The organism is Sphingomonas sp. GW821-FHT12D09 (genome assembly GCF_058807215.1).
On the sequence record NZ_JBXAQL010000001.1, the window covers coordinates 756471 to 783079 of the forward strand.

The following is a 26609-nucleotide window of genomic DNA, read 5'->3' on the forward strand; positions in this document are numbered from 1 at the left end:
CCAGGGCATCCAATATAGGGCGACCAAATAGTCGCATCAAAAACGGAACTGAGCCTTGGAAACCGTATCGATCATCCTGTTCCTGCTGCTCGCCGTCGTGGTCAGCGGCGCATTCGCGCGGATGCTGCCGTTCGGCATGCCGGTACCGCTGGTGCAGATATTGCTGGGTGCGGTGATCGGCCTTTCCACCGCGCACCGCGTCGAGCTGGATCCCGACCTGTTCCTCTTCCTGTTCCTGCCGCCTTTGCTGTTCTTAGACGGCTGGCGCATACTCAAGGATGAACTGTTCAAGGACCTGCCCACCGTGGTCGAGCTCGCCCTCGGGCTGGTGCTCCTCACGGTGGTCGGCATGGGGCTGCTGATCAACTGGATGATCCCGGCGATGCCGCTCGCCGTGGCCTTCGCCCTGGCTGCCGTCATTTCCCCGACCGATCCGATCGCGGTATCGGCGATCGCGGCACGCGTGCCGATCCCGAAGCGCATGATGCACATCCTCGAAGGCGAATCGCTGCTCAACGACGCATCGGGGCTGGTCTGCCTGCGCTTCGCCGTCGCTGCTGTGCTGACCGGCAGCTTCTCCGCTGGCGAAGCGGCTCTCACCTTCGCGTGGGTCGCGGGCGCGGGGCTGGCGATCGGTGTGTTCGTCACCCTCGCGGTCTCGGCCACCAAGGCCTGGGTGACGCGGCGCTGGGGCGAGGATACCGGCTCGCAGATCCTCGTCAGCCTCCTGATCCCCTTCGGCTCCTACCTGCTCGCCGAACATTTCCACGCCTCGGGCATCCTGGCCGCTGTCGCGGCGGGCGTAACGATGACCTTCGCCGAAATCTCCCGCCAGGCGATGGCAGTCACCCGCATGCGGCGCAACTCGGTGTGGGATACGCTGCAGTTCACCCTCAATGGCGTGATCTTCGTGCTGCTCGGCGAGCAGTTGCCCGGGATCGTGGCGGGTGCCAGCGAGACCGTGCTGATGACCGGCCACCACTCGCCCTGGTGGCTGGGCGTCTATGTCGTGGTAATCGTCGCAGGCCTCGCGGCGCTACGCTTCGCTTGGGTGTGGACCTCGCTGCGGCTCACGATCCTGCGCAACCGCACGGGCAGCCCGCAGGCGCGCAGCCCCAATTGGCGACTCGTCGCCGCCACATCCTTTGCCGGTGTGCGCGGCGCCATCACGCTCGCCGGCGTGCTGACCCTGCCGCTCGTGCTGCGCGACGGCACGCCCTTCCCGGCGCGCGACCTGGCAATCTTCCTGGCCGCGGGCGTGATCATCGTGTCGCTGATCCTCGCAAGCGTCGGGCTGCCGATATTGCTCAAGGGACTTGCTCTGCCGCCCGAGCCATCGCGCCAAGCGGAAGAAGAAGCCGCCCGCAAAGCCACGGCCGAGGCGGCGATCCGCGCCGTCGAACGGCACCAGCACGAGCTTGGCGAGGCGCACGACCATCCGGACCTATACGCCGCAGCGGGTGTAAGGGTGATGAGTTTCTATCGGGAGCGCATCGAAGGGCTGAGCGACAGCGGAACGGACGAAGCCCGTATGCAGGAACGTCTCGCCAGCGAACTCAGGCTTGTCGGCATCCGGGCGGAACGCACCCAGTTGCTCGAACTCGGCAGGAAACGCGCGATCGGTAGCGAGACCGCCCGCAAGCTCACTCGGGAGCTCGATCTGGCAGAGACACGACATCGCGAGTGAAACGTGCTTGAAACTCGGATTTCAGAGACTTGGCCGGAAGCCCTCGAATATCCTCGGCCCTTTTGCTCACGTTTCGCGTCCTCGGGCTCGAAATATGATCGAGGTGGCGCTGCGCATTCCGTCCGGCGCGCGGGTACGCCGTGTGCCTTTCCTGGAAAATCCCTGGAAAATCACGGACAAATGCCCCGGTCGTCAATGAAATCGGCATCACGGGATATGTCAGGTGCCGATAGGCGCTGGCCAGGCAGCCCTGGCGGCGGCGGCGAACCCAGCCAATATCGGCACCGGCGGCACCTGAATGCAGATGCCGCCAGTGCCAGGGGATCCTATTTGGCGACTTCGGTCTTGAGATTATCAAAAGCGACCGTGAACCATTCCAGATTGTCGATGAACAAGGCGGGGCTCATCCCGCCATCATCGAGATCGATATCGAACTGGAGCGTGGGGTCCCCGTCGGAATCGAGCGTGGCACGCCCGAACCGGCGCTTCTGGTTCCAGCTGTTGATCACCTGAAGGTCCAGCTTTTTCGGGGCGCGGGACGCGGCCAGGAACGACACCGACCGGCAATCGGCGTTGTTCTTGCAACCGAAGAACATCACCATCATCTTGTAGCCCTGAGAATCGATCAGGATCAGCGGGTCGCCGCTATTGTCCTTCTTCATCTCGGGCTTGTAGCCGTTGCTCTCCAGCGCCGCCTGCACGCTGGCCGGCGAGCGCGCCTCGACCGTCTGCGCCGATGCCGGCACCGTTCCCCATGCTGCCGCGGCCGCCGCGACGATCGCCAAACCTGTCTTGTACAAGATGCCCCTCCTGAAAAATCGTGGAGGTGACCAATTAGGCGATCGCGCGAAACGGCCTATCCCCTGTACGGGGGAGGTAGTTTCAGAGATGCAGCCCAATCATCGCCTGCACTGCCCATCATACGCCGACTGCAACATCGCGACGATATGCCGGGCAATCGGCTCGGCGCGGGGGGCTTCGGGGACAGGCGTCGCCTTGCTGACGATGCCGATCACGCGCTTGACGTCCTTGCACTGGGCCTTGCCGCTTTTGTACATCCACTCCTCTTTGAGAACGGTGCACACCTGGATCAGTCCCTGCGCCCAATAGGGGACCGCGAAACCCATTCCCACCACGCTGCCGGTGACGCCGGTGCAGGCGGTCTTGATCTCGGTCTTGAAGCTCGCTTCGCCGGAATCCATCGCCGCTTCGATGCGTTCTGCGCGAGCGACCCACCGGGCCCAGCCCTCGGTCTTGTCGCCGGCAATGGCGGGCGCGCTTGGAAGCATCAGCAGACTGGCGGCGAGTATCATGGTCAGGCGCATTATGATTCCCCTCTGGCGGGCCGGCCCGGCGGACCGGCGTCCCTTTGTCGCTAGGGCGCCGAAGACCAGCGGAGGATACCCCGTTCAGGGTAGGCAGATCAGGTCAGGCCGCGCTTGCGCGCCTCGATCGCGGCCTCGGCACGCGAGGTGATCTCCAGCTTGCGGTAGATGGTCTTCACATGGGTGGTGACGGTCTGCGGGCTGATCGACAGCATCTCGGCCACCTCGGCCGCCTTGAGCCCGCGGCCGATCAGCCGGAGCACCTCGGTCTCGCGCGGCGAGAGCGACGCGTCGCTCGGCTCGTCGCCGCGGAAGCGCTGGAGCAGGCGGCGGGCGATCCCGGGCGAGATCGGCACTTCGCCATGCTCGATCATCGCCAGCCGATGCTCGATGCCGGGGCCATCCTGATCCTTGAGCAGATAGCCCTGCGCGCCGGCAGCGAGCGCCTCCATCAGCGACTCATCGTCGTCGAACACGGTGGTCACGACGACCAGCGCGTCGGGATAGCGCGTGACGATCTCGCGGATCAGCTTGGCGCCGTTGCCATCGGGAAGGCCGAGATCGACCAGCGCGAGGATATTCTCACCCGGTCCGCGCGCGCGCAGCCAGGCACGGCCTTCGCGCAGCGACGCGGCGTCATGCGCGGTCGCGCCGAATACCTCGGCGATGCTGCCGACCAGCCATGCACGCGTCTCGGCGATGTCCTCGACGACGAGATAGCTGCGGGGCGATCGGCTCATCACCGGCACACCTATATCTCGGTAGCCGGAATGGCCCATAGCCCGCTCCCCTTCATTCGCGTTGACGCATGATAGCTTCTTTCCGGATTGCACGATGATACCCCGAACAGGGGATGCCGCCCTTTTCGAGGGAGTGCGAGACACTCGCAAACCTTGGGGGGCAACCAATTGCGAATCGTCTCTATCAGCCTGGCCGCCGCGCTCGCATGCGTCTCCGCGCCGGCACTCGCGCAATCGGACGCGCTCCTCCAGGACGCGATGGCACTGCAGGCGCAGGGCAAGGCGGAGGCCGCCTACCAACTACTCGCGCCCCAGGCGGACGCGCGCGCCGGCGATCCGGACTTCGACTATGTGCTGGGTCTCGCCGCGGCGGACAGCGGGCGCTACGCGGAGGCGATCACGGCGCTCCAACGCGTGCTGGCGGTACGCCCGGCCAATGCCCAGGCTCGTGCCGAGATCGCGCGCGTCTATGCACTCGCCGGTGATATCGACACTGCGCGCGCCGAGTTCGACACGGTCAACAACGACCCGACCGTCCCCGATCCGGTGCGCCAACGCATCGGCAAGCTGGTGCGTGACTATGAGAAGCAGATCGCAGGCGGTGGCAGTGACGTAACCGGCTTTGCCGACGCCGAGATCGGCTATGACAGCAACATCAATACCGCCACCGGACTGAGCTCGATCACGCTGCCGGTGTTCGCGTTCCTGGGGCCGGCGGCGCTGACCGGCCCGGCGACGCGGATGGATGACGGCTATTACCAGCTCCAGGCCGGGCTGAGCGGCTCGACCGCCGTCTCGCGCCAGACCAAGCTCTATGCCTCGGCACTCGGATCGTGGCGCGACAATTTCGCCAGCGACTTGTTCGACCAGGCAGGCATCACCGGCACCGCGGGCATGAGCCACGGCTTCGCCAATCACGACGTGCTCTCGCTTTCGGGACAGGTGCAGCGCTTCTGGCTGGACCGGAACGGCTATCGCACCAGCCTGGGCGCGATCGCGCAATATACCACGCGCCTGTCCCGCGGCAGCGCGCTGTCCGGGCAGCTCCAATATTTCCGCAGCAAGTATGACGGCGATCCGCTGCGCGACGCCGATCGCTATGCCGCAACGCTGACCTATGCCGATCGCTCGACCTTTGCCGGGCTTGGCGGCGGCATCGAGCAGACGGTGCGCAGCGGGGCGCGCAATCTCGGTTACTGGTTCCTGGCCGGCCAGGCGGGTACCGAGGCGCCGCTCGGCCACGGCGTCGCGCTGCTTGCCGGCGCCAGCGTGGAGCACCGCGACTATCGCGGCACCGAGCCGCTGTTCCTGAAGGGGCGCATCGACACCCAGCTCGACGCCTCGATCGGGCTGCGGCTGAAGCTCGCCGAGCAGCTGAGCCTGCGACCGCGCGTCACCTTCACCCGCAATTTCAGCAACATATCGCTCTATGCCTATTCGCGTGTGACCGGCTCGGCCGGCATCCGCTTCGAGTTTTGAGGGGAAACGACATGAAGCGCACCTCGCTGAAAATCCTGATCGCGACCGTCTCGTCGCTGGCGCTTGCGTCGCCGGTGTTCGCCGCCCCGCAGATCATCTTCACCACCGCCTCGCGCGACGGCACCGCGCTCGCGGCGGGGACACTGAACGGGCCGATGCGAGTCACGGGCGGCATTACCCAACTGCGGCTCGATGACGGCGCTATCGTCTCGTTCGTCGGCGACGCGGAGTTCAGCGTCGACGGCGATGGCCGGCTGGTCGTTACCTCAGGCAGCTTCACCGTGGGGGTCGGCGGCAAGCCCCTGACGATCCTCACGCCGAATGGCGGAACCGTGGCACTCCCCACGCTCGGTTCGGTGGCGGGCCTGCAGGTCGATTCGAAGGGCAACATCAGCGGGTTTTCGCTCTCGGGCTCGCTAAGCGTCTCTTCGGGTGGGGAAAAGCGCAGCTTCCCCGGCGGCAGTGCCTTTTCGGCGCAAGCGGGCAGCACACCGGAGGCCGTGGTGTCGGCCGGGGTGCAGCCGTTGAGCGCCGGGCAAGGCACGCTGATCGATCAGCCGGCCACGCTTGCCCAGGTGCTGGCCAATGCGGCACTGCTGCCGGGACTGATCGGGACGGGCGGCGTGCCGTTGGGGCAGAACCCGGTGATTCCGATCAGGACAGCGGGAGGCTTCATCCCAACGCCGGCTCCGCCCCCCTCGCCTACGCCAAGTCCGACACCTACTCCGGCGCCCACGCCTACCCCAACCCCAACCCCAACGCCAACGCCAACGCCAACGCCAACGCCAACGCCAACGCCAACGCCAACGCCAACGCCCATTCCAACACCCACGCCCACGCCCACCGCAACCCTGACTGTCGCGCCGTCGGGCATATTCTCCGGCGGCCCGTCGGATCCCAATCAGCTGACAATCGGACTGGCCGCTGACGGGCGCCCGGCCGATCTCGGCTTCTACGGTGCGCCGGGAACAGCACGGTTGATCGAATACACGGCGCGCGACGGGTGGATGATCGGTCGCTTCGGCGATGGCACCTTCGGCGCCGGCGCGAGCGCGCAGAGCTTTGGGCCCAACCAGGGCGTGCATTTCGCTGCGCAGCAGCCGCTCACCAATCAGCCCGCAAGCGGAGGCGTGCTCTATTCGGTGGTCGCCAACACCATTCCGACGCTGACCATAACGGGGGCGCCGGCGATCACTGCGAACCAGCTCGTGCTCAATCTGGGCGTGCTGTTCGGCAGCGCGCCGAAGTTCGGCTTCGACGGTTCCCTATCTGTCACCGCGGGCGGCGAGCAATCGCTGGTCGCCTTTTCGACCACGGGCGGCAGCGCCGCGCCGTCGCTCACCACGGTCGACAGCGCCACGGCGCGTCTCGGCCTCTACGGTAGTGCACCGCTCACCGCGGCGAGCGGCCCGCTGTGCGCCTCCCCGTCCGCCTGTCGGATCAACGCCAATTTCATCGCGGGCGGCGACGGCGCGGCGACCTTCGCGGCTGCCTATGGCATCGTAACCGCGCCCGGCGGCACCTCGCTGCTAAACGGCGCGGCCATCCTGAGCAGGAGTGGCACGGTCACCGTGCCGACGCCGCCTGCGGTGATCGCCTTCGAGAATGTCGCCGGCACCCGTTCGACCAACCAGTTCCTGGTCCGCGTGGATCCGCGCAACGTCATCGCGTCCTCGGGGCCGGTGACCGCGGTTACCGATAGTTCGGGCCTGGCCGCATATCGGAAGAACTCGACCACGGCCGAAAGCCCGCAGCGCGGCACCGCGACCGGCGGTGAAAGCGGCAGCGCCGACAATGTCGTATTCTGGGCGCGTTGGGCCGGCGGCACCACAGCGGGCGACTTCAACGGATCCTCGGGCTTCGATCTTTCGGCGAACCAGGGCTGGCACTTCGTCTACGGTACGGCGGTAAGCGCGATCCCTTCCGCCGGAGTCGCCACCTACACGCTGGCCGGCGCCACCAAGCCGACAATCATCGACGGGTCGCTGACGCCAGGCACCTTCAGCGGCAGCGCCGCGGTGGCGTTCGGAACCTCGCCCAGGCTGGGCCTCGACTTCACGGTAAATATCGGCGGCGTCGACTATCGCGCGATCACCACCGGTGGTGTCGCAAGCCCCTCGACCAGCCAGGTGAGCATCAACAGTGACGGCAGCTTCGAGAACTTCTCGAACATCGCCACCACCGGTACCGGCGCGGTCTGCCCGCACGGGACCTGCACGGCCGGGGTCATGGGAACGCTTGCGGGCGCGGGCGCCTCCCACCTCGCCTTCGACTATCTGCTCAGCGAAAGCGGGTCTGCCGGCCTGCGCACGGCAGTGAGCGGTGCGGCGGGGTTCCGGATGGGCAGTTCGAGCGGACTGCTCGCCAATGCCGACGCACCGACCGGCTTCAATTCGAGCTATACTGCGCAGGGGTCCTACGCTCAGATGGCAGTCGTCACCGCCAGCATTGTCTCGACCACCGACGGCAGGCTCACCTCGGCGACCGGGCCACAATCCACCCAGCGCGGCACCGCCACCGATATCGAGCATGGCGGAGCCGCTGGGGTGATCGGTTGGAGCCGCTGGGGCAACGGCACCGTGACGTTTTCCAGCTCGCCGATCCCGCTCGCGGGCGACCAGGGCATCCACAGCGTCTGGGGCAAGGCGCTCACCAACATGCCTACCTCCGGGAGCGCTACCTACGCGCTGGTTGGCGCCACCAGTCCGACCATGGGCAATGGATCGGTTGCGCCTGGCACCTTCACTGGCGCCCTTGCCGTGTCGTTCGCCCAGATGAAGGTTGGCTGGGAATCGACGATCGCGATCGGCGGCGCCAATTATGTGTTCAATTCGACCGGCGGCCTCGCAGCACCCTCGGTCAAGCTTGGCACCGATGGCCGCTGGATCGGTTCGTCCGCGCCGGTTGGCGGCATCGGCGGACGCGCCTATGGCTTTCTCGCCGGAGACGGCGCGAGCCATGCGGGCATGAGCTATTTCCTGCCGACCACCAGCAATGGCGCGGCGACGACGACGATCTCCGGCGTGGCTGCCTTCGCCAAGCAATAGAAGATGTTGCGCGGCAAGGTGAAGAAGCGATCGTCGTAGACAAGGAGCGTGCCGACGGGCACAAAGTCCGGCCATGGGGGGAATTGCTGTCGAGGCAGTAGATAGGCCGATCCGTCGACCGCAACGTCGGCTCCTGGAGTTGTCGCTGCTTTCGCTGCTCGCGATCGCCGTCGCGCTGATCACGACGCTGCGTCTGCCGATCGCCGACATCAAGATCACCCGCTATGACAACGCGCGGGTCACGCTGCACGTGGGCAATGCCTCTGCCATATTGCCTCGCGAAACGCCCGTGCAGCTCGTCCGGGCTGATGGCCGGACACTGGCACTGCGTATCGATGCATTGATGGACGGGATCGGCGCCAAAGGTAGCCGGGCGGAAAAGGAAGCCTGGTGGGCCCGACGCGAAGCGATTGCCGAAGCATTGCGCGCGGGCAGTGTCACGCTACGCTTCCCCGACGGTCGGACGATCCCGGCCACGATCCGCCCGCGGCGCCTGGACGACCTGACCGGCGGCTTCTGGGCCGCTCTAGCCACCGGCTTCGCGGCGTTGCTGTGCGGGATATGGATTCTGGTCCTGCGTCCCCGCAACAGCGCGGCGCGGACCTTCGCGGTAATGAGCATCGGCCTGTTCGGCGCCGGCTGTACCCTGGCTGCGGGCAACGATCCGTTGCTGCTGGGCGGCACTTATCGCTGGCTGATGCTGCTGGACCATGCCTGCGCCCAGCTTTTCGCCGCCGCGATCCTGATGCTGTTCTGCCGCTTTCCGACAGCGCTTGTCGGGCGCCGCTGGACCTGGCTGATCGGAATCGCTGCTGCCATCGTTCCCGTCGCCGATGCGTTCGACATGCCGGCCGACGCCATCCAGGCACTGTTCGTTGCGATCGCAGTGGAGTTCGTGGCGCTTGTCCTGCTGCTGATTGCGCAAGCCTGGGCGGTGCGCAACAACCCGGTGGGCTCCGCCGCGATGCGGCTGATAGGATCTTCCGCCATCCTGTCGTCCACGCTGTTCATCTGCACGGTCATCCTGCCGATGCTGTTCGCCGGAGCGCCGTTGCTGAGCGAGGCGATCGCATTGCCGCTGCTGTTGGTCATCTATGTCGGATTGGGCGCGGCCATAGCGCGCACGCGCCTGTTCTCCGTGGACGGCTGGGCCCCTGGCCTGCTGCTTTCGGTGGGCGCCGCGATCGCAGTGGCCGCGGCCGATGTTGCCATCCTGTCGATGGCTGCGGGGTCGCACGGTCCGGTATTGCCCATCGCGATCGTGGCGGTCGGGCTGATCTACCTGCCGATCCGCCTGGCGCTCTCCCGTCGCGCCGACCGGCGCCGCGATGCCACGGCGCGGCACAGCCTGGGGCTAGCGAGTGAGATTGCCTTCGCGCTCAGCCCGGAATCGCGCGCAGAGCGCTGGCAGTCGGGCCTCGCCGCGTTGTTCGATGCGCTCGAGGCGAGACCCGACGCCGCAGCCGTCGATCGCCCCAGCATCGTGGAAGACGGCATCGGCCTCAGGTTGCCGCCCGTCAGCGACATGCAGGGCATCATCCTGCGCTATGCGCAGCGCGGCGCGCGCGATTTCGACACGATCGACCTCGACCAAGCGTGCGCACTCATCGATGCGGTGGGCGCGCTGACCGAGGCGCGCGACGCCTATATGCGGGGCGTGGCGAAAGAACGGGCCCGCATTGCGCAGGATCTCCATGACGATGTCAGCGCGCGCCTGTTGACCAGCCTACATCGCCGCAACGCGAACATGATGCGAAAAGATGTGCGGGAAGCAATGGCGGATATCCGGGCCATCGTTGCCGGCACCGCAGAGACATGGCGCCCCTTGGAAGACGTGCTCGCCGATATGCGGTTTGAGACGATGAACCGCTTGGAAGCACACGACATCGCGCTGGACTGGCCGATCCTTTCCGGGCTGCTACCGAGCCACTTCATTGATTACGCAACGGCTCGGCATTTGACCTCGATCGTCCGAGAGCTCGTGAGCAACGTGGCACGGCACGCACAGGCGTCCAGGGTCTCGGTGGATGCCGTCGTCAATGTCGGCCGGCTACAATTGCAGATTAGCGACGACGGTGTTGGCCTGGATGCTGAGGCAGATTGGGGAAACGGACTGACAAACAGCGCCCGGCGCGCGGCCCTGCTCGACGGTGTTTTTCATATTCGAGGCGGCGAGATTGGCACCGTTGCATTGCTGGAGGTCGCGCTGGGGGACGAAAGCTCCCGCCAGACGTCACTCGGGGATATTTAGGAGCATAGCCCTTTATGTCGGGATCGGAGCTGCAACGCTCCTCCTGCCTTGCAAATAGGGGCAGTGGGATACCCGATCCGGCTTGAGATTATGCAAGCCAATGAATTTGAGCAAGCTTCTGAAAACGCTCAAGATATGAGACGTTTCAAGCTGCTTGAGACACTATGAGAAAGCGTAGTTGGCGGAGAGGGTGGGATTCGAACCCACGTTACGGTCTCCCGTAAACCGCATTTCGAGTGCGGCGCATTCGACCACTCTGCCACCTCTCCGCGAGGCGATTCTTACGCGGGCTAGCCCGTGTTGGTCGCTGTGAGCGGGGGCCACTAGCGCAGCGTTGCGGATACCGCAAGCACGTCCTTGTACCTAAACGAAGAGATATTAGATTGAAGCCATGACTCAAACGCCTGGTGCCTCGCCTCCTCCCTTCGAACCCGGAGTTCCGATGCCCCCGGTCGCCACCGCGCGTTTCGCCATCGGCGACGTGGTGTGCCACCGCCAGTTCGATTTCCGCGGCGTGGTCTTCGACGTCGATCCCGTCTTCGCCAACAGCGACGAATGGTATGAGGCGATTCCCGAGGACGTGCGCCCCCGCAAGGACCAGCCTTTCTACCATCTGCTCGCCGAAAACGCCGAATCGAGCTACATCGCCTATGTCAGCCAGCAGAATCTGGTGGCCGACGACAGCGAGGAGCCGATCGACCATCCGGCGATCAACGGCCTGTTCGACGGCTATACTGCCGGCCGCTACACGCTGAAGCGCACGCACCGTCACTAAACCGCCCTTATTGGGTGGAAACCCGGTTGACTTCCGCGGCGCCCTCCCTTAGCTGCGCCCTTCCTCCTGCCGGGGTGCAACCTTTGGCGGGCACAAGCTTTTGAACCAGAGAAGAGACCCGATGTTCGCTATCGTGCGCACGGGCGGCAAGCAGTATCGCGTTGCCGCGGGAGACAAGATCGTAGTCGAGAAGCTCGACGGTGAGGCCGGTTCGACGGTCACGCTGGGCGACGTGCTTCTGGCAGGCGAAGGTGGTGATCTGCAGTCGACGGACGGCATCACCGTCTCGGCAGAGATCATTGCGCAGGCGAAGGGCGAGAAGGTCATCGTCTTCAAGAAGCGCCGCCGGCACAACTATCGCCGGAAGAACGGCCATCGCCAGAACCATACCATCCTGAAGATCACCGCCATCGGTGCGCAGGAAGAGAAGAAGAAGGCCGCGCCCAAGGCGAAGAAGGCCGCCGCTCCCGCCGAGGCTGAAGCCCCGGCCGCAGAAGCGTAAGCGAAGATACGAGGAGTATAGACCATGGCACATAAGAAGGCAGGCGGTTCTTCGCGTAACGGTCGTGATTCGGCCGGTCGTCGTCTTGGCGTGAAGAAGTTCGGTAGCGAAGCAGTCGTCGCCGGTAACATCATCGTGCGCCAGCGCGGCACCAAGATTTATCCGGGCGTGAACGTGGGCATGGGCAAGGACCATACCCTCTTCGCGCTCGTGGACGGCCGCGTGTCGTTCAAGGAAGGCAAGCTTGGCCGCAAGTTCTGCTCGGTAGACATGATTGCGGAAGCTGCCGAATAACATCGGGTAACCGGCCGGGTTGCCCACCAGGGTGACCCGGGTTCGGCGAACGAACCAGCTGAAAAGGGAGACGGGTCACCCCGGCTCCCTTTTTTATTTCCTCCCTGACACCACGACGCAACAAGCTCGTCACACTAGCGTGGCGTGGGGCGTCGCAGGACCGAGGAGATGGTCATGTTCGTGCGAACGCAGAGACTGACATTGCGGCCCGGCTGGCCCGAGGACGCCCCTGCCCTGGCCCAGGCGATCGGGCATGAAAGCGTGGTGCGCAACCTGGCGCGCGCGCCATGGCCCTATCACATGGAAGCGGCCGAAACCTTCCTGACCAGCTTCGGCGACCCGCTGGAGCCCAAGTTCCTGGTGTTCGAGCACCAGGGCGGCGCCGTCCGCCTGGTCGGTGGCGTGGGCCTGAGCGCGTGGAAGGACGAGCCCAACGAACTCGGCTATTGGTTCACCCCCGATGCCTGGGGCCGCGGATTCGCCACCGAGGCCGCGCGCGCCACGCTGCATGCGGCACGGTCACGTGGCATCCGCCGAGTGACCGCGGGGCATTTCATCGACAATCCGGCCTCGGGCAAGGTGCTGCGCAAGCTCGGCTTCCGCCCGACCGGCCAGCTCGTCCCGATCTATTCGCGCGGTCGCGCCTGCGAAGCTGCGACGGCGCGCTACGAGATCGACCTTTCGGAGGGCGATTGTGGCGGCGGCGATGCGGACGACCGAATGGCGGCGTGATCATCCTCCCCGGGCCCGCCTCGGGGAGGACCGCCTGATGTCTGTGCTTTCGCCTTTGCAAAACCTGGCCTAAGCCGTGGGTTTACAGGGGCAACACCACACAAGATGACCGTCGCACCACGCAAACGCCTTTCTCCCGAAGAATCCCGCGACGCCGCACTGGAAGCCGCACGCGAATTGCTGCTCGAAGCCGGTCCGCAGGCGGTGACGCTCAAGGCGGTCGCCGCGAAGATCGGCCGCACCCATGCCAATCTGCTCCACCATTTCGGCTCGGCCGCCGGGCTCCAAAAGGCGCTCGCCGCCAATATTGCAGACGGCGTGACCGAGAAGATCGGCGCCGCGGTGCAGCGCGCCCGCGCCGGAACGGACCATGACGATCGCGAAGTCGTCGACATGACCTTCGATGCTTTCGACAAGGGCGGCGCCGGAGCGCTGGCGAGCTGGATGATCCTGACCGGCAACCAGGACGCGCTCGATCCGATCCTCGAGGCGATCCACCGGCTGATGGATCAGCTGGCCGAAGGCCATGACGACAAGACGCATTCGCTGCACGAGGAGACGCTGCAGCTGGTGCTGATGGCGCTGGGCGACGCACTGCTCGGCGCCCCGATGGCGCGCGCGCTCGGCTTGCCGCGCGACAAGGCGCGCGAGATCGCGGCGGCGCAGCTTTCGCGTACCATGGGCGAGCATCATCAAGACGGGGAACGCCACACATGATCCTGTTCTCGCTGGCCCTGCTCATGCTCACGGCGCCGGACAAGAGCTGCAACCTCTCGGCGCAATGGGGCACCAAGGCGCCGAAGAAGGGCGCCAATGCCTATGAGGTGCGCGACCAGAACGGCCAGGCCTTGTGGGGCTTCATCCGCGCCAGCGACACGTCGCTGGAGGATTTTGCCAGCGGTGCCGGCCGCGAGACGCCGCACCGCCCCATCGTCCTCTACGCCGCCGAGCCGAATTGCGCGGTAGTCGAGCACTATGCCGCGATCATCGAGGCGGCCGCCAATTGCACGCCGGACTGGTGCGTGGTGAGCTACAAACCTGCTCCGCCGCTTGCGACCCCGCCCGCATCCGCACCAGCCGCTTCGCAACGCTGAGCCGGTGCGGGCCGTTATGGCTCCATGGCCAGCGACATCCAGGGCGTCGGCGAAGGCGTGCATGACGAATGGGACGATAGGCTCGTCCTGAGCCTCGAGCGCGCGCTCGGGCCTGGTTATGCGGTGCACTATCCACCCATGCCGGGCTGTATGCGAAAGGCGATTCCGCAGGCGAAAATCCCGTTCTGCCACGTCGCGATCACCAACTGAGCGACGATCTGGGCGAAGTCGCCAAGGCGATCCTCAGCCTGTAGCGACTATTCCGTCGCCTCCCGCCCAGTCCTGCGCGCATGCTGCGCCACCGCTTCGTCCACTGCCGCCGCCAGTCCGGCGATCGTGAAGGGCTTGCGCAGCACGGTGCGGCCTTGGAAGATCGCCGCATCCGCCTCACCCGCGAAGCCGGTGACGAACAGCACCGCGACACCGTCTATCCGGCCCGCCAGCCCTGCGATCATCTCCGGCCCGGTCTGGCCGGGCATCAGCACGTCGGACACGATCAGATCGAGCGAAGACCGCCCGGCAATCGCTGCAGGTGCGGCGAGAGGGTCGTCGCAGCCGGTGGCATGGTGGCCGAGTTCCTGCAGCGCGCCCAGCGTCGCAGTGAGGACGCGGGGATCGTCTTCCACCACTAGTATCTCAAGCGCGCGACCGGTGTTCGCGGAGGCCTCTTCCGTCACCGGCGCTACCTCGGGTGCGAGTTCGCCCATGTGGCGCGGCATGTAGAGTGTCACGCGGGTGCCCTTGCCCGGCGCGGTATCGATGCCGATCTCGCCGCCCGACTGGCGAACGAAGCCGAAGATCTGGCTGAGCCCGAGCCCGGTGCCCTTGCCCACCGGCTTGGTGGTGAAGAAGGGCTCGAACACGCGTTCGGCCACTTCGGGCGTCATGCCCATGCCGGTGTCGCCGACTTCGATCGTGACATAGTCGCCGGCAACGCTCTCGCCGACCTGGTTCTCGGCCAGGCTGGTGCCGCCGGTGACGATGCTGAGCGTGCCCTGCCCCTCCATCGCGTCGCGCGCATTCACCGCCAGGTTGAGCAGCGCATTTTCGAGCTGGTGGCGATCGACCCAGATCCGCCAGCCGACGCCGGCGTCGCGCGTCTCCACCGCAACCCCGTCTCCCAGCGTGCGGTCGAGCAGCTCGGCCATGCCCTCGATCAGCGTGCCGGCTGCCACCGCTTCGGGCAGCAGCGGCTCGGCACGGGAAAAGGCGAGCAGGCGCCGAGTGAGTGCGGCAGCGCGATTGGCGCCCTCCATCGCATTCTCGATATGCTTCTGCGCATCGGGGCCGCCACGATGAAGGTGGCGCTTGGCAAGCTCCAACCCGCCCAGAACCACGGCCAGCATGTTATTGAAATCATGGGCGATGCCGCCGGTGAGCTGGCCGACCGCTTCCATCTTCTGCGCCTGGCGAAGCTGCTCCTGCGCCGCCTCGCGCTGCATTCCCTCGGCACGCAGCTGCTCGGTCGCCTCCGCCACCGCCTGCTGCAGCTCCTGCGAGCGTTCGCGCTCGGCATCGGCATTGGCATCGGCGACGGCGCGCTCGCCCTGTGCCTCGATCGCCAGCCAGCCGAGCAGCACTGCGCCGAGCACGATCAATATGCCGAAGCCGGTCAGCACCCGCGACGCGGTGCCCGAATTGGCAAGCGAGTCCGCCGCTGCCTTGGCGCGCTCGTTCAGCTGGACGCGCTCCGAATCGGCGACTTCGTTGAGCAGCGTCTCCAGCCGCGCCCGCGCCGGGCTCTGACGGACCTGGTAATAGCTGCCCCAGGCATCGCCGTGGCGCTTGTATGCCGAGTAGAGCGCGGTGGTGGAAAGCTCCTTGCCGCGGGCGTCGAACGCACGTTGCAGCTCGGTCATGCGGGTGCGCTGGCCGGGATGGTCCGCGGTGATCTGCCGCAGCCGGGCAAGCTGCTCGGCAGCGCGGCTCCATTGGTCGCCATATTGGCGGCCCAGCCCCTTGTCGGCGCTTACCACATAGCGGCCCAGCGCCGCCTCCGCCCCCGCAATCGCGCCGGAGAGCTGGCTGGCGCGCATGATCACGTCGAACGTGTGCTGCTGGCGGGCGATCGCCTGGTCGCGCGCCGCATCGCTGCGCTGCTGGAGCACAGCGACCGACGCGAGCACGGCGATGCCGAGCAGCGCGAGCGCGCCGAGCAGCATGAACCGCCAGTTGGTCGCCCGGATGGCGCGTTCCAGAGCGGGGTTACTCTCACTCATTACGCCGACGATTCTAGTCGAGCCGGGCAGTGTAGGAAAGCGCCCTCAGGCGATAACGCCCACGGCCTGGCCCGCCGCCTTGAACATGCCCAGCACACGCTGGATCTGCTCGGGCGTGTGCTCGGCGCAGAGCGAGCAGCGCAGCAGGAAGGTGCCGGCCGGCGTCGCCGGCGGGCGGGCGAGGTTCACATAGAGGCCGCCTTCGAGCAGCGCCTGCCACATCATCGCGCCCTGCACCTGGTCCTCCAGGATCACCGCGATGATCGCCGAATCCGGGTTCTCGGTGCCGAGCTTGAAGCCCATTTCCTTGAGACCGCCATGCAGCGTGCGGGCATTTTCCCACAGATGCGCGCGCTTGTTGTGGGCGTGCATCAGCTTGCGGATAGACATCGCCGCGGTGGCGACCACCGACGGCGGCAGCGAGGCGGTGAAGATGTACGGACGGCAGGCGAGGCGGATCGCCTCGAACTTCGGGTGGTTCGACACGCAGAAGCCGCCGACGGTGCCGACCGACTTGGAGAAGGTGCCGACGACGAAATCGACCTGGCCCTCGAGTCCCTGCTCCTCATAGACGCCGCGGCCGTTCGGGCCGAAGAAACCCATCGAATGGGCTTCGTCCGAGAGCACCATGCACCCGTGCTTCTTGGCGACTTCGACCATTTCCTTCAGCGGGGCGATGTCGCCTAGCATCGAATAGACGCCCTCGAGCACGACCAGCTTGCCGGCCTCCGGAGGAAGGCGACCGAGACGCTTGTCGAGATCCTCGACGCTGTTGTGGCGGAAGCGGACGATCTCGGCATTGCCCTGCTTGCAGCCGTCATAGATCGAGGCGTGGCTGTCCGCGTCGAGGATGACATACTCGCCCTTCCCCACCAGCGTGGAGATCATGCCGAGATTGGCCATGTAGCCGGTCGAGAAGACGATCGCGCCGGAGACATCGTAGAAGTCGCGCAGCGCCTGCTCGACTTCCATATGGTCGCGGAAGGTGCCGTTGAGCATGCGGCTGCCGTTGGTGCCGGAGCCGAACGCGTCGAGCGCGTCCTTGCCGGCCCGGATCACGTCCGGATCGAACGTCATGCCCATGTAATTATAGGTGCCGAGCAGGATCGTGTCCTTGCCCTTGATCACCGCCTCGGTGGGCGACTTCACCTGCTCCATCACCACCGCATAGGGATCGGTGACGCCGCTGGCGAGCAGGCGCTCGCGTTCGCCGATGATTGCGTCGAACTTGCTCATCAGATCGCGCTCAGGGGCGACCTCAGCGGGGTTCACGGGCAGTGCGTCCGGGGTGTTCAGGCCATCGGTCACGTCAAATCAGCCCTTGAGCTTCTGTACCGCGTCGACCAGCTGGCCGATATTCTCGATCTCGGCCTGCATGTTCATCGTGATGATGATGTCGAACTCGTCCTCGATCGCCGCGACGAAATCCATCACGGTCAGGCTGTCCCACTCGAGATCCCCCGCGAAGGTGGTGCTGTCGGTGAGCGCGACGCCCTTCTTGTTGAAGGGCTCGATCTGGGCGGCGATGGTCTCGAAGACGGAAGCGCGGTCGGTCATGGGGTCCCTCTACTGGTATCGTTTCGCAGTGCCAAGCGATTGCGGCGGAAACGGGCCGCCGACGGGGCAATGCGCGGCGCAAAGTGAAGGGAGTCTGGGGAAATCGTTTCACTTTGTTTTGGGGCAATCCCCGGTGGCGCGAAAGCGCTTTTCCCAAAGCGATGGGGCCCGCACCCGATCATGGGAAGACGAAACCAGACGAAATCCTACATTGCAAGCTTGTCGTCATCCCCGCGCAGGCGTGGATCCGGGGTTTCTCTGACGTACGGCTTGTGACTCTGGATCCCCGCCTGCGCCGGGATGACGGGATTGAGGTCCGGATTTGAGCCCCGGCGCATTCCCCGCTAGAGGCTCGCGATGCTTCGACTGTCCGGACTCTATCTGCCGCTCGACCACGCGCCCGAGGCCCTGCCCGCGGCGATCGCCACGCGGCTGGGCATCGAACCCGCCGAGCTGAAGAGCCACAAGGTTTATCGCCGCGGCAACGACGCGCGTCGGCGCAATGCGATCCAGCTGGTCTATACCGTCGATGTCGAGCTGGCCGACGAGGCGGCGGTGCTGGCGCGGTTTCCTGGCGACAAGGACCTGCGCCCCACCCCCGACATGGCCTACGACTTCCCGGTGATGGCGCCCACGGGCTGGAGCGGATTGCGCCCGGTGGTGATCGGCGCCGGGCCGTGCGGGCTGTTTGCCGGGCTGATCCTCGCCCAGATGGGCTTTCGCCCGATCATCCTCGACCGCGGCAAGGTCGTCCGCGAGCGGACCAAGGACACCTGGGGCCTTTGGCGCCAGGGCAAGCTCGACCCGGACTCGAACGTCCAGTTCGGCGAGGGCGGCGCAGGCACCTTTTCGGACGGCAAGCTCTATTGCCGGGTCAAGGATCCGCGCTTCCTGGGCCGCAAGGTGCTCGAGGAGTTCGTGAAGGCCGGCGCGCCCGACGATATCCTGTGGGAGGCGCATCCGCATATTGGCACGTTCCGCCTGGTCACCATGGTCGAGAGCATGCGCGCGACGATCGAGGCGCTGGGCGGCGAATATCGCTGGGAAACGCGGGTCGACGATATCGAGCTGGCGCGCACGCCGGACGGCAACCAGCGGGTGCGCGGGCTGCACCTGCATGACCTTGCCACGAGCGCGGGCAGATTCCTGGAGACCGACCATGTCGTGCTCGCGGTGGGGCACAGCGCGCGGCCAACCTTCGAGATGCTCCATCGGCGCGGCGTGCACATGGAGGCCAAGCCCTTCGCGATCGGCGTGCGGATCGAGCATCCGCAGAGCTGGATCGACCGGGCGCGCTTCGGCCAATGCGCGGGGCATCCGGACTTGGGCGCGGCGGCATACAGCCTGGTCCATCACGCCTCGAACGGCCGTTCGGTCTACAGCTTCTGCATGTGCCCGGGCGGGCGCGTGGTGGCCGCGACTTCCGAGGAGGGCCGCGTCGTCACCAACGGGATGAGCCAATATTCGCGCGCCGAGTTCAATGCGAACTCGGGGCTCGTCGTGGCGATCGATCCGGCGAAGGATTATCCGGGCGGGCCGCTGGCGGGCATCGAACTGCAGCGGCACTGGGAGGACCTGGCGTATATCGCCGGCGGCTCCAACTATCATGCGCCGGGGCAGAAGGTGGGCGATTTGCTCGCCGGCCGCGCCTCCACCGAACTGGGCCAAGTCATCCCTTCGTACAAGCCGGGGGTGAAGATGACCGATCTCTCGGAGTGTTTGCCCGGCTTCGTAATCGAGGCGTTCCGCGAGGCGCTGCCGGTGTTCGGGCGGCAGATCCCGAATTACGATCATCCCGATGCCATCATGACGGGGGTGGAGACACGCACCTCGTCGCCGGTGCGGATCACGCGGGGAAAGGATCACCAGAGTTTGAATGTGGCGCAGCTGTTCCCGGCTGGGGAAGGGGCTGGCTATGCGGGCGGGATCCTTTCCGCCGCGATCGACGGGATCAAGACGGCCGAGGCCGTGGCGCGGAGTTTGGTGGGGAGCTGACCAACCTATTCTTCGTTCGTCATGCTGAACTTGTTTCAGCATCCAACTCTCCACCAGCGATATCCCCTGCGGCACGTTGGACCCTGAAACGAGTTCAGGGTGACGATAGTAGTTGTGTATCGGCGGTGGCACTCGGCCGCCGATGCGCCGCAAGGCAGTTGATCACGCTCGCCACCACCAGCACGAAGGCGACTGCCTCCAGCACCGTAGGACCGCGATGCTCCCAGGCGAAGGCGTAGAGCAGCGCGAACAGCGTTTCGAAGGTGATCATCTGGCCGGCGAGCGTAAGCGGCAGCAACCGGCTCATATTGTTCCACAGCGCGTTGCCGATCACCGAGGCGAACAGCGCGACGCCGATCGATACGGCGGCGAACAGGGCCCACTCCCCCGCCCCATGGCGGCCGACGCCCAGCAGCAGCGCCAGCGGCACCAGCGCCAGGCTCTGCGCGCCGGTGACGATGCCGAGGAGCAGGCTCCAGTCGTGCGCCGACACGCCCTTGACCCGGCCGAGCATGTGGCTGTTGCCGACGGCGAACGCGCCCCAGGACGCCAGTGCCCCGAGCGAGCAAAGCAGGCCGGCGAGCTGCGCGGCCACCGGGCGCGTCGAGGGCAGGAACAACGCCTGCCCGCCGATGCACAGCACCCCACCCGCACAAAGCAGCAGCGAAGGGGCGAGCCGGGCGAGCGATACCGCGTCCTTTGCCCGGCTGCCGGCGATCGTCACCACTACGGGCAGGAAGCCGATCACCAGCGCGGTGATCGCCGCGCCGCCGAGCTGCACCGCGCTGGCAAGCAGGAGATAGTAGAGCGTGTTGCCGGCGAGGCTGAGCCAGACGAGGGCGCGCCATTCGCCTGTCCCGACATGCGCGACGACGCTGCGCCAGCGCGGGGTGATCAGCGCGGCCGAGAGCAGGCCGTACGCGAGATAGCGGCCAATGGTCAGTTCGAGCGGACTGAAGGCGCGGGCTAGTTCGGGGGCGAGAAACACCAGGCCCCAGAGTGCCCCGGCTGCGGCGCCGCACAGCATGCCCAATATCGTCGATCCGCGTTCGCTCGGCATGCCGCCTTCCCTTCGAAGCGGGGCATATCATCGCACGAACGGGCTGAGCGCTCTTGATTACCCGTTCAAATGCAACAAAAACTCGTCGCATGGCCAGCGAACAGGACAAACCCGCGCGGACGCTCGATTCCTTCGATCGGGCGATCCTTCGACTCGTGCAGGCGGGCAACAAGATGCCGCAACGAAAGATCGGCGAGGCGGTGAACCTGTCGGCGGCGGCAGTGCAGCGGCGGATCGCGGCGATGGAGGTTATGGGCGTGATCGCGCGCAACGTGGCGATCGTCGATCCGGAGGCAGTGCCGCTGACCATCACCTCGATCGTCGAGGTGCAGCTGGTCGATGAACGCGCGCCAACGGTGGAGCAGGCCAGACACCTGTTCCTCGACACGCCTGAGGTGCAGCAATGCTATTACGTCACTGGTGGGGTGAGCTTCGTGCTGGTGATCGTGACGTCGGACATGCGCGCCTATTCCGCGCTGACCAAGCGGCTCTTCGCCGAGAAGGATTTCATCGCCAGCTATCGATCGCTGATCGCGCTCGACCGGGTGAAAGCCGATACGGGCATCATCATTCCCTAGAAGTCAGGCGGCTTCGGCTTCGGCCTGTTCGCCGCCGCCGAGCGCCACCGCCTCGATCCAGCAATCGACCTGACCGGCGATCTGCTGGAGCAGGCCGGCGTGGAGATGGGTGACGTCGGCCATCTCGTCCGGACCGGCGAGATCGGCGACGTCGAGCACCCAGAGATGCTCCGGATTCTCGCGCGCGGCCTTGCGCCAGATCGCGTTGAGGCTGCGGCAGCGCTCGGGGGTCAGGTTGAGGCCGGCGCGATACTTGTCCGCCGGCGCATCCTCGGGCGGTAGGACGACCAGCATGCGACGCTCCTGCTCGATCAGCATGATCAGCGTGCGGATCACGCAGGTCCGGTAGAGGCCGAGATCGACCAGCGGCCAGCGCTCGCCCCAGCGATTGTCGAGATAATCGACCGCCGCGCCATAGACGAGGAAGGGTGGGAATGTCTGATCCCGCCAGCTGCCATCGTCCATCATGCGCATCATGAAGACGCGAGGATAATGGTCGAACTCGATCGCCGGGCGGAAGCGGCTGTAATGCGCGATGCCGCCGGACTGGCAATCGAACATGATCCGGACGGCCGGCTCCTGCATCACCGCGGGGAGCTGCTCGGCAAGGATGGCGCCGCGAATCTCCGGATCGTGGAAGTCGGCATCGGCGATCCAGTCCGGGTCGGTGCGGTCGAAACGGCCGTCCCAGGCGCTGGTGTCGAGTTCCGGCCATTTCGCGCGAACCTTTGACAACGCATAAGCTTCCAGGCCCATGTGCATGATCCGGCACGAGAAAGTGAAGTGAACGAGGCGTTCGTCAGCACGGTCGACCATGACGAAGCCGACTAGGCCGTGGCGGCCATAATCGTCCCAGGCGAAGATCGACCAGCTGTCATAGGCCATGACGTTGACGATCTGGGCCTCCAGCGCGGCCTGCTCGACGCGCGAGCCGGTATAGTTGAGCTGGTTCGATCGGTTGATCAGGTCGGTGATGCACGCCGCGAAGTCGAGATTGTCCATCAGATAGGGCGCGGTGGCACGGATGCCGCAGGTGCGAAGGAACTCGTGGTTCGACAGCGCAGGCACGGCGGCGCGATCGGCCTTGCGGCGCTCGAGCATGCGGTAGCGCGCGACGCGGCTCTTGCCCGGCGGCGTAGTCGCGAGGAGGCCGGCGAGATGGTCGTCCGCGCCCGGAGCGGTGATGTCGAGCAGCTGGATATCGGGGATGGCGTGGGCGACTTCGCGCAGGTTCACCGGGTTGTCGTCAATGAAGAGGACGTCGGCCGCGCGGAGCTGCATGTCCTCGACTATCGCGCGGATCGCCTCGGGCTTGGGGGTGAAGGCAATGTGCGGGAAGACGAACTCCTCCCAAAGGCCGAGCGATTCGAGCTGGGCCTGGGCGGTGGCGAAGTCGTTCTTCGAGCAGATTGACGAGACCACGCCGCGTGCATTGAAGGCGCGGACCAGCTCGGCGCGGTGCCGGTGAAGCGCCACGGCGTCGCCATCGGCGAGCGTACCGGCCCAGAGCGTGTCGTCGAGGTCCCAGATGATGAGCTTGAGCATCCTTCATTTTAGGACGCTCCGCGGCGCAGCGGGTTTAGAGCAGGCCCTGCTGGCGATACCAGGCGGCGGTGGCCGCAAGGCCGGCATCGGTTTCGACCTGGGGCGTCCAGAGATTGGCGGGCGGGCGCCGGGTGGAATCGATCACCCAATCCTCGTGGCAGAAATAGGCGACGCGGTCGGGCGTGAGCTTGGCGTTCTTGCCGCGCACCAGCCGATCGAGATGCGCGCCGGCCATCAGTAGCGGGCGGGGCAGAGCGAAGGAGGCGACGCGCTTGCCGAGCGCGGCACCTATGGCCTCGGCGAACTGCTTGTGACTCCAGCCGCTCGGCGTGCCGTCATCGGCGTCGAGGATCTGGTTGCAGCCATCGGTGGTGGCGAGCGCCAGCAGGAGGCGGCCGAGGTCGCTCACTTCGAGCAGCGAGACGCGGCCGCCGCGCGGCATCAGCGCGAGCCCCTTCTTGGCGAGCTTGAACAGCTCGAGCATCTCCAGGTCGCCGGGGCCGTAAATGGCGGGCGGGCGGACCATTGCCCAGTCGAGGCCCGAGGCCATGACCAGCTTGTCCCCTTCCGCCTTGGACCAGCCATAGGCCGAGAGTTCCGGCTCGCGCGCGGCGAGCGAGGAGACGTGGACGAAGCGGCGCACGCCCTTTGCCCTGGCGGCCTCCAGCATGTTGCGGGTGCCATCGATATTGCCGGTGGCGAAGCCGGCGCGATCGGGCGCGTTGACCACGCCGGCAACGTGGATGACAGCGTCGGCGCCTTCGCAGAGCCGGGCGAGCGCTTCGGTATTGTTCAGGTCCCCCTGGATCCAGCCGATGCGATCGCGCTCGGCCTGGGGACGGCGCGTCAGGGCGCGTACCTGGTGGCCGGCTTCAACCGCGAGGGCGATCAGGCGGGTGCCGACAAAGCCGGTGCCGCCGGTAAGGGCAATGATACTCACAGCAGCGCCATATGGCTGCGGTGCACGAGTGTCGAGCGCGGGGCATAGCCGAGCAGGTCGGCCTGGTCCTCGTTGCGACGGCCGAGGATGCGTGCGGCGTCTTCGCTGGGATATTCCGCGAGGCCGCGGGCGAGCGGCTTGCCGTCGGGGCCCGCGATCACGACCAGATCGCCGCGGGCGAAGCCCCCCTCGATACGGTTTGCTCCCGCGGCGAGCAGGCTTTTGCCCTGTTTCAGCGCCTTGACCGCACCTTCGTCGACATGAATGGTGCCGTGCGCGGTGATTCCGCCGGCCAGCCAGGCCTTGCGCGCAGGTGCGGACTTCTCCGCGACGAAAAGGGTGTGCCGCGCCTCGGTGGCGAGCGGGTGCTCGATCCGGCCCGAGGCGATGGCGAGATGCGCGCCGGCGGCATTGGCGATGCGCGCCGCGGCGATCTTCGAGACCATGCCGCCGGAGCCCATGCCCGAGGCCGAGCCCTTGTCGGCCATGTCCTCGATGCCTCCGTCGATCCGCTCGACGCGCGGGATATGGACAGCGCCGGGCAGCGCGGGGTTGCGGTCGTAGAGCCCGTCGACATCGGAGAGCAGCACGACGCCCCCTGCCCCCGCCGCCTGGGCGACGCGCGCGGCGAGGCGGTCATTGTCGCCGAAGCGGATCTCCTCGGTGGCGACGCTGTCATTCTCGTTGAGCACGGGCACGACGCCGAGCCCGAGCAGCCGGTCGAGCGTGGCGGCGGCGTTGAGATAGCGGCGGCGATCCTCGAGGTCGCCGAGCGTGACCAGCATCTGCGCGGCGGTGAGGCCGTTTGCCCCGAGCACATCGGCCCAGACGCGGCTCAGCTCGATCTGGCCGGTGGCAGCGGCTGCCTGCGCATCTTCCAGGCTGGCGCGGCCGCCCTTGGCGAGCTTGAGCCGGCGGGCCCCCAGCGCGATCGCGCCCGAGGAGACCACCGCGACCTGCTGCCCGGCGCGCGCCCGTTCGGCGATGTCGGCGGCGATGCCCTCCAGCCAGGCGCGACGCACGCTGCCGTCCGGATCGACCAGCAGGGCCGAACCGATCTTGACGACGATGCGCGGGCAGGATGCGGGCGGGAAGAGCAACATGAAGCCGCGTTAGCGGCTAGCGCCCTCGCCGCCAATCAGCCGCGCGCGAAGATTTCCTTGTGGGGAATGGTGATATCGAGCGAGGGCAGTTCGAGATCAACCGGATCGTCATAGCTTGTCTCGCTCCAACCCTTTGGGCCGGTGCGTTGAACGATCCGCAGGCGCTCGCTGGCGATATCGACGAATATGATCGTGTCGACACTCGGCAATGCCTGATATTCCGGCTGCTTGATCATAAGATCGGTACGGGCAGTGCCAGCCGACTGGATCTCGAAGATCACTCTGGGATCGTCGAAGAACTTGGCGTCGTCGTCCTTCGCCCCATCCCGCCCGCAAAATACGGAGACGTCGGGATAACGCACCGAGACATCTCGGGTCCGCGTCGCCATGTCCGAGCCATAGGGCGTGCAACCCGATCCACGGAGACGCTGTGCAAGCGCCATCTGGATATTCAGCTGAACCTTGGTGTGCCGCGCGGTACCGTCAGCCATCATCCGGATCACGCCATTGTCGAGTTCGGCCTTGTGCTCGCCGAAATCGATCTCGAAAAACTCAACCGCGGTCAGCGACGGATAATGAGCCTGCGTTGCCATTTGCAGACTATATGCGATTGCAGACTATCCCGAAAGCGCCCTCAGAGCGGCGACCACTCGATCGCTTCTTCGCCCTCGTCGTCCTCGGCCACCTTGGCGTGATCGACGCCGATCGCTTCGAGCAGCAGGTCGAGCACCCAGTCGACGCCGACGCCGCTGGCGCCGGAGATCGGGATAACCTGGCCGCCACTCGCTTCTTCCAGCTCGGCGGAGAGCGCGGCGATCAGTTCGTCGTCGAGCGTATCGATCTTGTTGAGCGCGACGATCACCGGCTTGTCAGTGAGGCCGGCGCCATAGTTTTCAAGCTCGCCGCGGACGATGCGGTAGCTTTCGGCCACGTCCGGGTCGTTGGCGTCGATCAGGTGGAGCAGCACGCGGCAGCGCTCGATATGGCCCAGGAAGCGATCGCCGATGCCGGCACCTTCCGCAGCGCCCTCGATCAGGCCGGGAATGTCCGCGACGACGAACTCGTTCATCTTGTGGCGCACCACGCCCAGCTGTGGCCGGGTGGTGGTGAAGGCATAGGCGCCGACCTTGGCCTGGGCGTTGGTCACCTGGTTGATGAAGGTGGACTTGCCGGCATTGGAAAGGCCGACCAGGCCCGCGTCCGCAAGCAGCTTGAGGCGCAGCCAGACATAGGCTTCCTCGTTCGGCCAGCCGGTGCCGTGCTGGCGCGGCGCGCGATTGGTGCTGGTCTTGTAGCTGGCATTGCCGCGGCCGCCATCGCCGCCGCGCAGGAAGACGACACGCTCGCCTTCCTTGGTGAGATCGAGCAGCAGCGTGCGCTCCTCGTCATCGGCAAGCACCTGGGTGCCGATCGGCACCTTGATGACCAGATCCTCGCCGCCGGCGCCGGTGCGGTTGGAGCCGGAGCCGCCATGGCCGCGCTGCGCCCGGAAATGCTGGGTGTAGCGGAAGTCGATCAGCGTGTTCAGGCCAGCGACCGCTTCGAAGATGATGTCGCCGCCCTTGCCGCCATTGCCGCCATCGGGGCCGCCATATTCGATGAACTTCTCGCGCCGGAAGCTCACGGCGCCGGGGCCGCCCGAGCCGGAACGGACGAAAATCTTGGCCTGGTCTAGAAAATGCATCG

25 protein-coding genes and 1 tRNA gene are annotated in these 26609 nt (G+C 66.2%); 13 read left to right on the forward strand and 13 right to left on the reverse strand.

Features of this window, described 5'->3' with window-relative positions; translation table 11 throughout:
- The first annotated feature begins 55 nt into the window (after positions 1-55).
- Positions 56-1687: a Na+/H+ antiporter gene (locus AC1RPL_RS03540; protein WP_493067875.1), complete on the forward strand. Its 1632-nt coding sequence runs from the start codon at positions 56-58 to the stop codon at positions 1685-1687.
- 326 nt (positions 1688-2013) lie between these two features.
- Here AC1RPL_RS03540 and AC1RPL_RS03545 read toward each other — a convergent pair whose 3' ends face one another.
- From AC1RPL_RS03545 to AC1RPL_RS03555, 3 genes are all read right to left on the reverse strand, one after another.
- Positions 2014-2487, reverse strand: coding sequence for a YbjN domain-containing protein (locus AC1RPL_RS03545; protein WP_493067876.1), 474 nt, complete (start codon positions 2485-2487; stop codon positions 2014-2016).
- A 99-nt stretch (positions 2488-2586) separates the two neighbouring features.
- The gene (locus tag AC1RPL_RS03550; protein WP_493067877.1) at positions 2587-3012 is read right to left on the reverse strand and encodes a hypothetical protein; all 426 of its coding nucleotides are present in this window, start codon (positions 3010-3012) and stop codon (positions 2587-2589) included.
- A gap of 98 nt (positions 3013-3110) precedes the next feature.
- The gene (locus AC1RPL_RS03555; RefSeq protein WP_493067878.1) at positions 3111-3752 is read right to left on the reverse strand and encodes a LuxR C-terminal-related transcriptional regulator; all 642 of its coding nucleotides are present in this window, start codon (positions 3750-3752) and stop codon (positions 3111-3113) included.
- A gap of 168 nt (positions 3753-3920) precedes the next feature.
- Between AC1RPL_RS03555 and AC1RPL_RS03560 the strand changes: the two genes are divergently transcribed.
- The 3 genes from AC1RPL_RS03560 (at position 3921) to AC1RPL_RS03570 (ending at position 10529) form a co-directional block, all read left to right on the forward strand.
- Positions 3921-5231, forward strand: a complete 1311-nt coding sequence (locus tag AC1RPL_RS03560) for a surface lipoprotein assembly modifier (protein ID WP_493067879.1) — start codon at positions 3921-3923, stop codon at positions 5229-5231.
- 11 nt (positions 5232-5242) lie between these two features.
- The gene (locus tag AC1RPL_RS03565) at positions 5243-8278 is read left to right on the forward strand and encodes a hypothetical protein (protein WP_493067880.1); all 3036 of its coding nucleotides are present in this window, start codon (positions 5243-5245) and stop codon (positions 8276-8278) included.
- 139 nt (positions 8279-8417) lie between these two features.
- The gene (locus AC1RPL_RS03570) at positions 8418-10529 is read left to right on the forward strand and encodes a sensor histidine kinase (protein ID WP_493067881.1); all 2112 of its coding nucleotides are present in this window, start codon (positions 8418-8420) and stop codon (positions 10527-10529) included.
- A gap of 179 nt (positions 10530-10708) precedes the next feature.
- Here the strand turns inward: AC1RPL_RS03570 and AC1RPL_RS03575 are convergent.
- Positions 10709-10798, reverse strand: a tRNA-Ser gene (locus AC1RPL_RS03575).
- A gap of 122 nt (positions 10799-10920) precedes the next feature.
- Here AC1RPL_RS03575 and hspQ point away from each other — a divergent pair.
- The 7 genes from hspQ (at position 10921) to AC1RPL_RS03610 (ending at position 14136) form a co-directional block, all read left to right on the forward strand.
- The gene (hspQ, locus tag AC1RPL_RS03580) at positions 10921-11304 is read left to right on the forward strand and encodes a heat shock protein HspQ (RefSeq protein WP_493067882.1); all 384 of its coding nucleotides are present in this window, start codon (positions 10921-10923) and stop codon (positions 11302-11304) included.
- 121 nt (positions 11305-11425) lie between these two features.
- Positions 11426-11806, forward strand: coding sequence for a 50S ribosomal protein L21 (gene rplU, locus AC1RPL_RS03585; protein ID WP_180144719.1), 381 nt, complete (start codon positions 11426-11428; stop codon positions 11804-11806).
- Between the two features lie 24 nt (positions 11807-11830).
- Positions 11831-12100, forward strand: a complete 270-nt coding sequence (rpmA, locus tag AC1RPL_RS03590) for a 50S ribosomal protein L27 (RefSeq protein ID WP_180144722.1) — start codon at positions 11831-11833, stop codon at positions 12098-12100.
- Between the two features lie 174 nt (positions 12101-12274).
- Positions 12275-12832 carry a GNAT family N-acetyltransferase gene (locus tag AC1RPL_RS03595; protein WP_493067883.1) on the forward strand — a complete coding sequence of 186 codons (558 nt, stop codon included), beginning with the start codon at positions 12275-12277 and terminating at the stop codon, positions 12830-12832.
- Between the two features lie 105 nt (positions 12833-12937).
- Positions 12938-13549 (forward strand): TetR/AcrR family transcriptional regulator, encoded by a 612-nt coding sequence (locus AC1RPL_RS03600; protein WP_493067884.1) that lies wholly within the window; start codon positions 12938-12940, stop codon positions 13547-13549.
- Positions 13546-13926, forward strand: a complete 381-nt coding sequence (locus AC1RPL_RS03605; RefSeq protein WP_493067885.1) for a hypothetical protein — start codon at positions 13546-13548, stop codon at positions 13924-13926. Before AC1RPL_RS03600 ends, AC1RPL_RS03605 begins: the two co-directional genes overlap by 4 nt.
- A gap of 24 nt (positions 13927-13950) precedes the next feature.
- On the forward strand, positions 13951-14136 hold the full coding sequence (locus AC1RPL_RS03610; RefSeq protein ID WP_493067886.1) for a hypothetical protein: 186 nt from the start codon (positions 13951-13953) through the stop codon (positions 14134-14136).
- 47 nt (positions 14137-14183) lie between these two features.
- Here AC1RPL_RS03610 and AC1RPL_RS03615 read toward each other — a convergent pair whose 3' ends face one another.
- From AC1RPL_RS03615 to AC1RPL_RS03625, 3 genes are all read right to left on the reverse strand, one after another.
- On the reverse strand, positions 14184-16145 hold the full coding sequence (locus AC1RPL_RS03615; protein WP_493067887.1) for an ATP-binding protein: 1962 nt from the start codon (positions 16143-16145) through the stop codon (positions 14184-14186).
- A 45-nt stretch (positions 16146-16190) separates the two neighbouring features.
- Positions 16191-17381: a serine palmitoyltransferase gene (gene spt, locus AC1RPL_RS03620; RefSeq protein WP_493069074.1), complete on the reverse strand. Its 1191-nt coding sequence runs from the start codon at positions 17379-17381 to the stop codon at positions 16191-16193.
- Positions 17382-17459: 78 nt separating this feature from the next.
- Positions 17460-17702 carry an acyl carrier protein gene (locus AC1RPL_RS03625; protein WP_493067888.1) on the reverse strand — a complete coding sequence of 81 codons (243 nt, stop codon included), beginning with the start codon at positions 17700-17702 and terminating at the stop codon, positions 17460-17462.
- A gap of 357 nt (positions 17703-18059) precedes the next feature.
- Between AC1RPL_RS03625 and AC1RPL_RS03630 the strand changes: the two genes are divergently transcribed.
- Positions 18060-19697, forward strand: a complete 1638-nt coding sequence (locus AC1RPL_RS03630) for an NAD(P)/FAD-dependent oxidoreductase (RefSeq protein ID WP_493067889.1) — start codon at positions 18060-18062, stop codon at positions 19695-19697.
- Positions 19698-19791: 94 nt separating this feature from the next.
- Here AC1RPL_RS03630 and AC1RPL_RS03635 read toward each other — a convergent pair whose 3' ends face one another.
- Complete coding sequence (locus tag AC1RPL_RS03635) at positions 19792-20757, reverse strand: DMT family transporter (RefSeq protein ID WP_493067890.1); 966 nt, start codon at positions 20755-20757, stop codon at positions 19792-19794.
- Between the two features lie 89 nt (positions 20758-20846).
- Between AC1RPL_RS03635 and AC1RPL_RS03640 the strand changes: the two genes are divergently transcribed.
- Positions 20847-21335, forward strand: a complete 489-nt coding sequence (locus tag AC1RPL_RS03640) for an Lrp/AsnC family transcriptional regulator (protein ID WP_493067891.1) — start codon at positions 20847-20849, stop codon at positions 21333-21335.
- Positions 21336-21338: 3 nt separating this feature from the next.
- On the opposite strand, the gene AC1RPL_RS03645 is transcribed toward AC1RPL_RS03640, so the two are convergent.
- The 5 genes from AC1RPL_RS03645 to obgE are packed head-to-tail and all read right to left on the reverse strand — an operon-like array spanning position 21339 to position 26607.
- Positions 21339-22880 carry an HAD-IIIC family phosphatase gene (locus AC1RPL_RS03645; RefSeq protein ID WP_493067892.1) on the reverse strand — a complete coding sequence of 514 codons (1542 nt, stop codon included), beginning with the start codon at positions 22878-22880 and terminating at the stop codon, positions 21339-21341.
- Between the two features lie 34 nt (positions 22881-22914).
- A complete protein-coding gene (locus tag AC1RPL_RS03650; protein WP_493067893.1) occupies positions 22915-23820 on the reverse strand; it encodes an NAD-dependent epimerase/dehydratase family protein in 906 nt (301 codons plus the stop codon).
- Positions 23817-24923 (reverse strand): glutamate 5-kinase, encoded by a 1107-nt coding sequence (proB, locus tag AC1RPL_RS03655; protein ID WP_493067894.1) that lies wholly within the window; start codon positions 24921-24923, stop codon positions 23817-23819. Before proB ends, AC1RPL_RS03650 begins: the two co-directional genes overlap by 4 nt.
- A 35-nt stretch (positions 24924-24958) precedes the next feature.
- A complete protein-coding gene (locus AC1RPL_RS03660; protein ID WP_493067895.1) occupies positions 24959-25516 on the reverse strand; it encodes a Uma2 family endonuclease in 558 nt (185 codons plus the stop codon).
- A gap of 41 nt (positions 25517-25557) precedes the next feature.
- Positions 25558-26607 carry a GTPase ObgE gene (gene obgE, locus AC1RPL_RS03665; RefSeq protein ID WP_493067896.1) on the reverse strand — a complete coding sequence of 350 codons (1050 nt, stop codon included), beginning with the start codon at positions 26605-26607 and terminating at the stop codon, positions 25558-25560.
- Positions 26608-26609 lie beyond the last annotated feature (2 nt).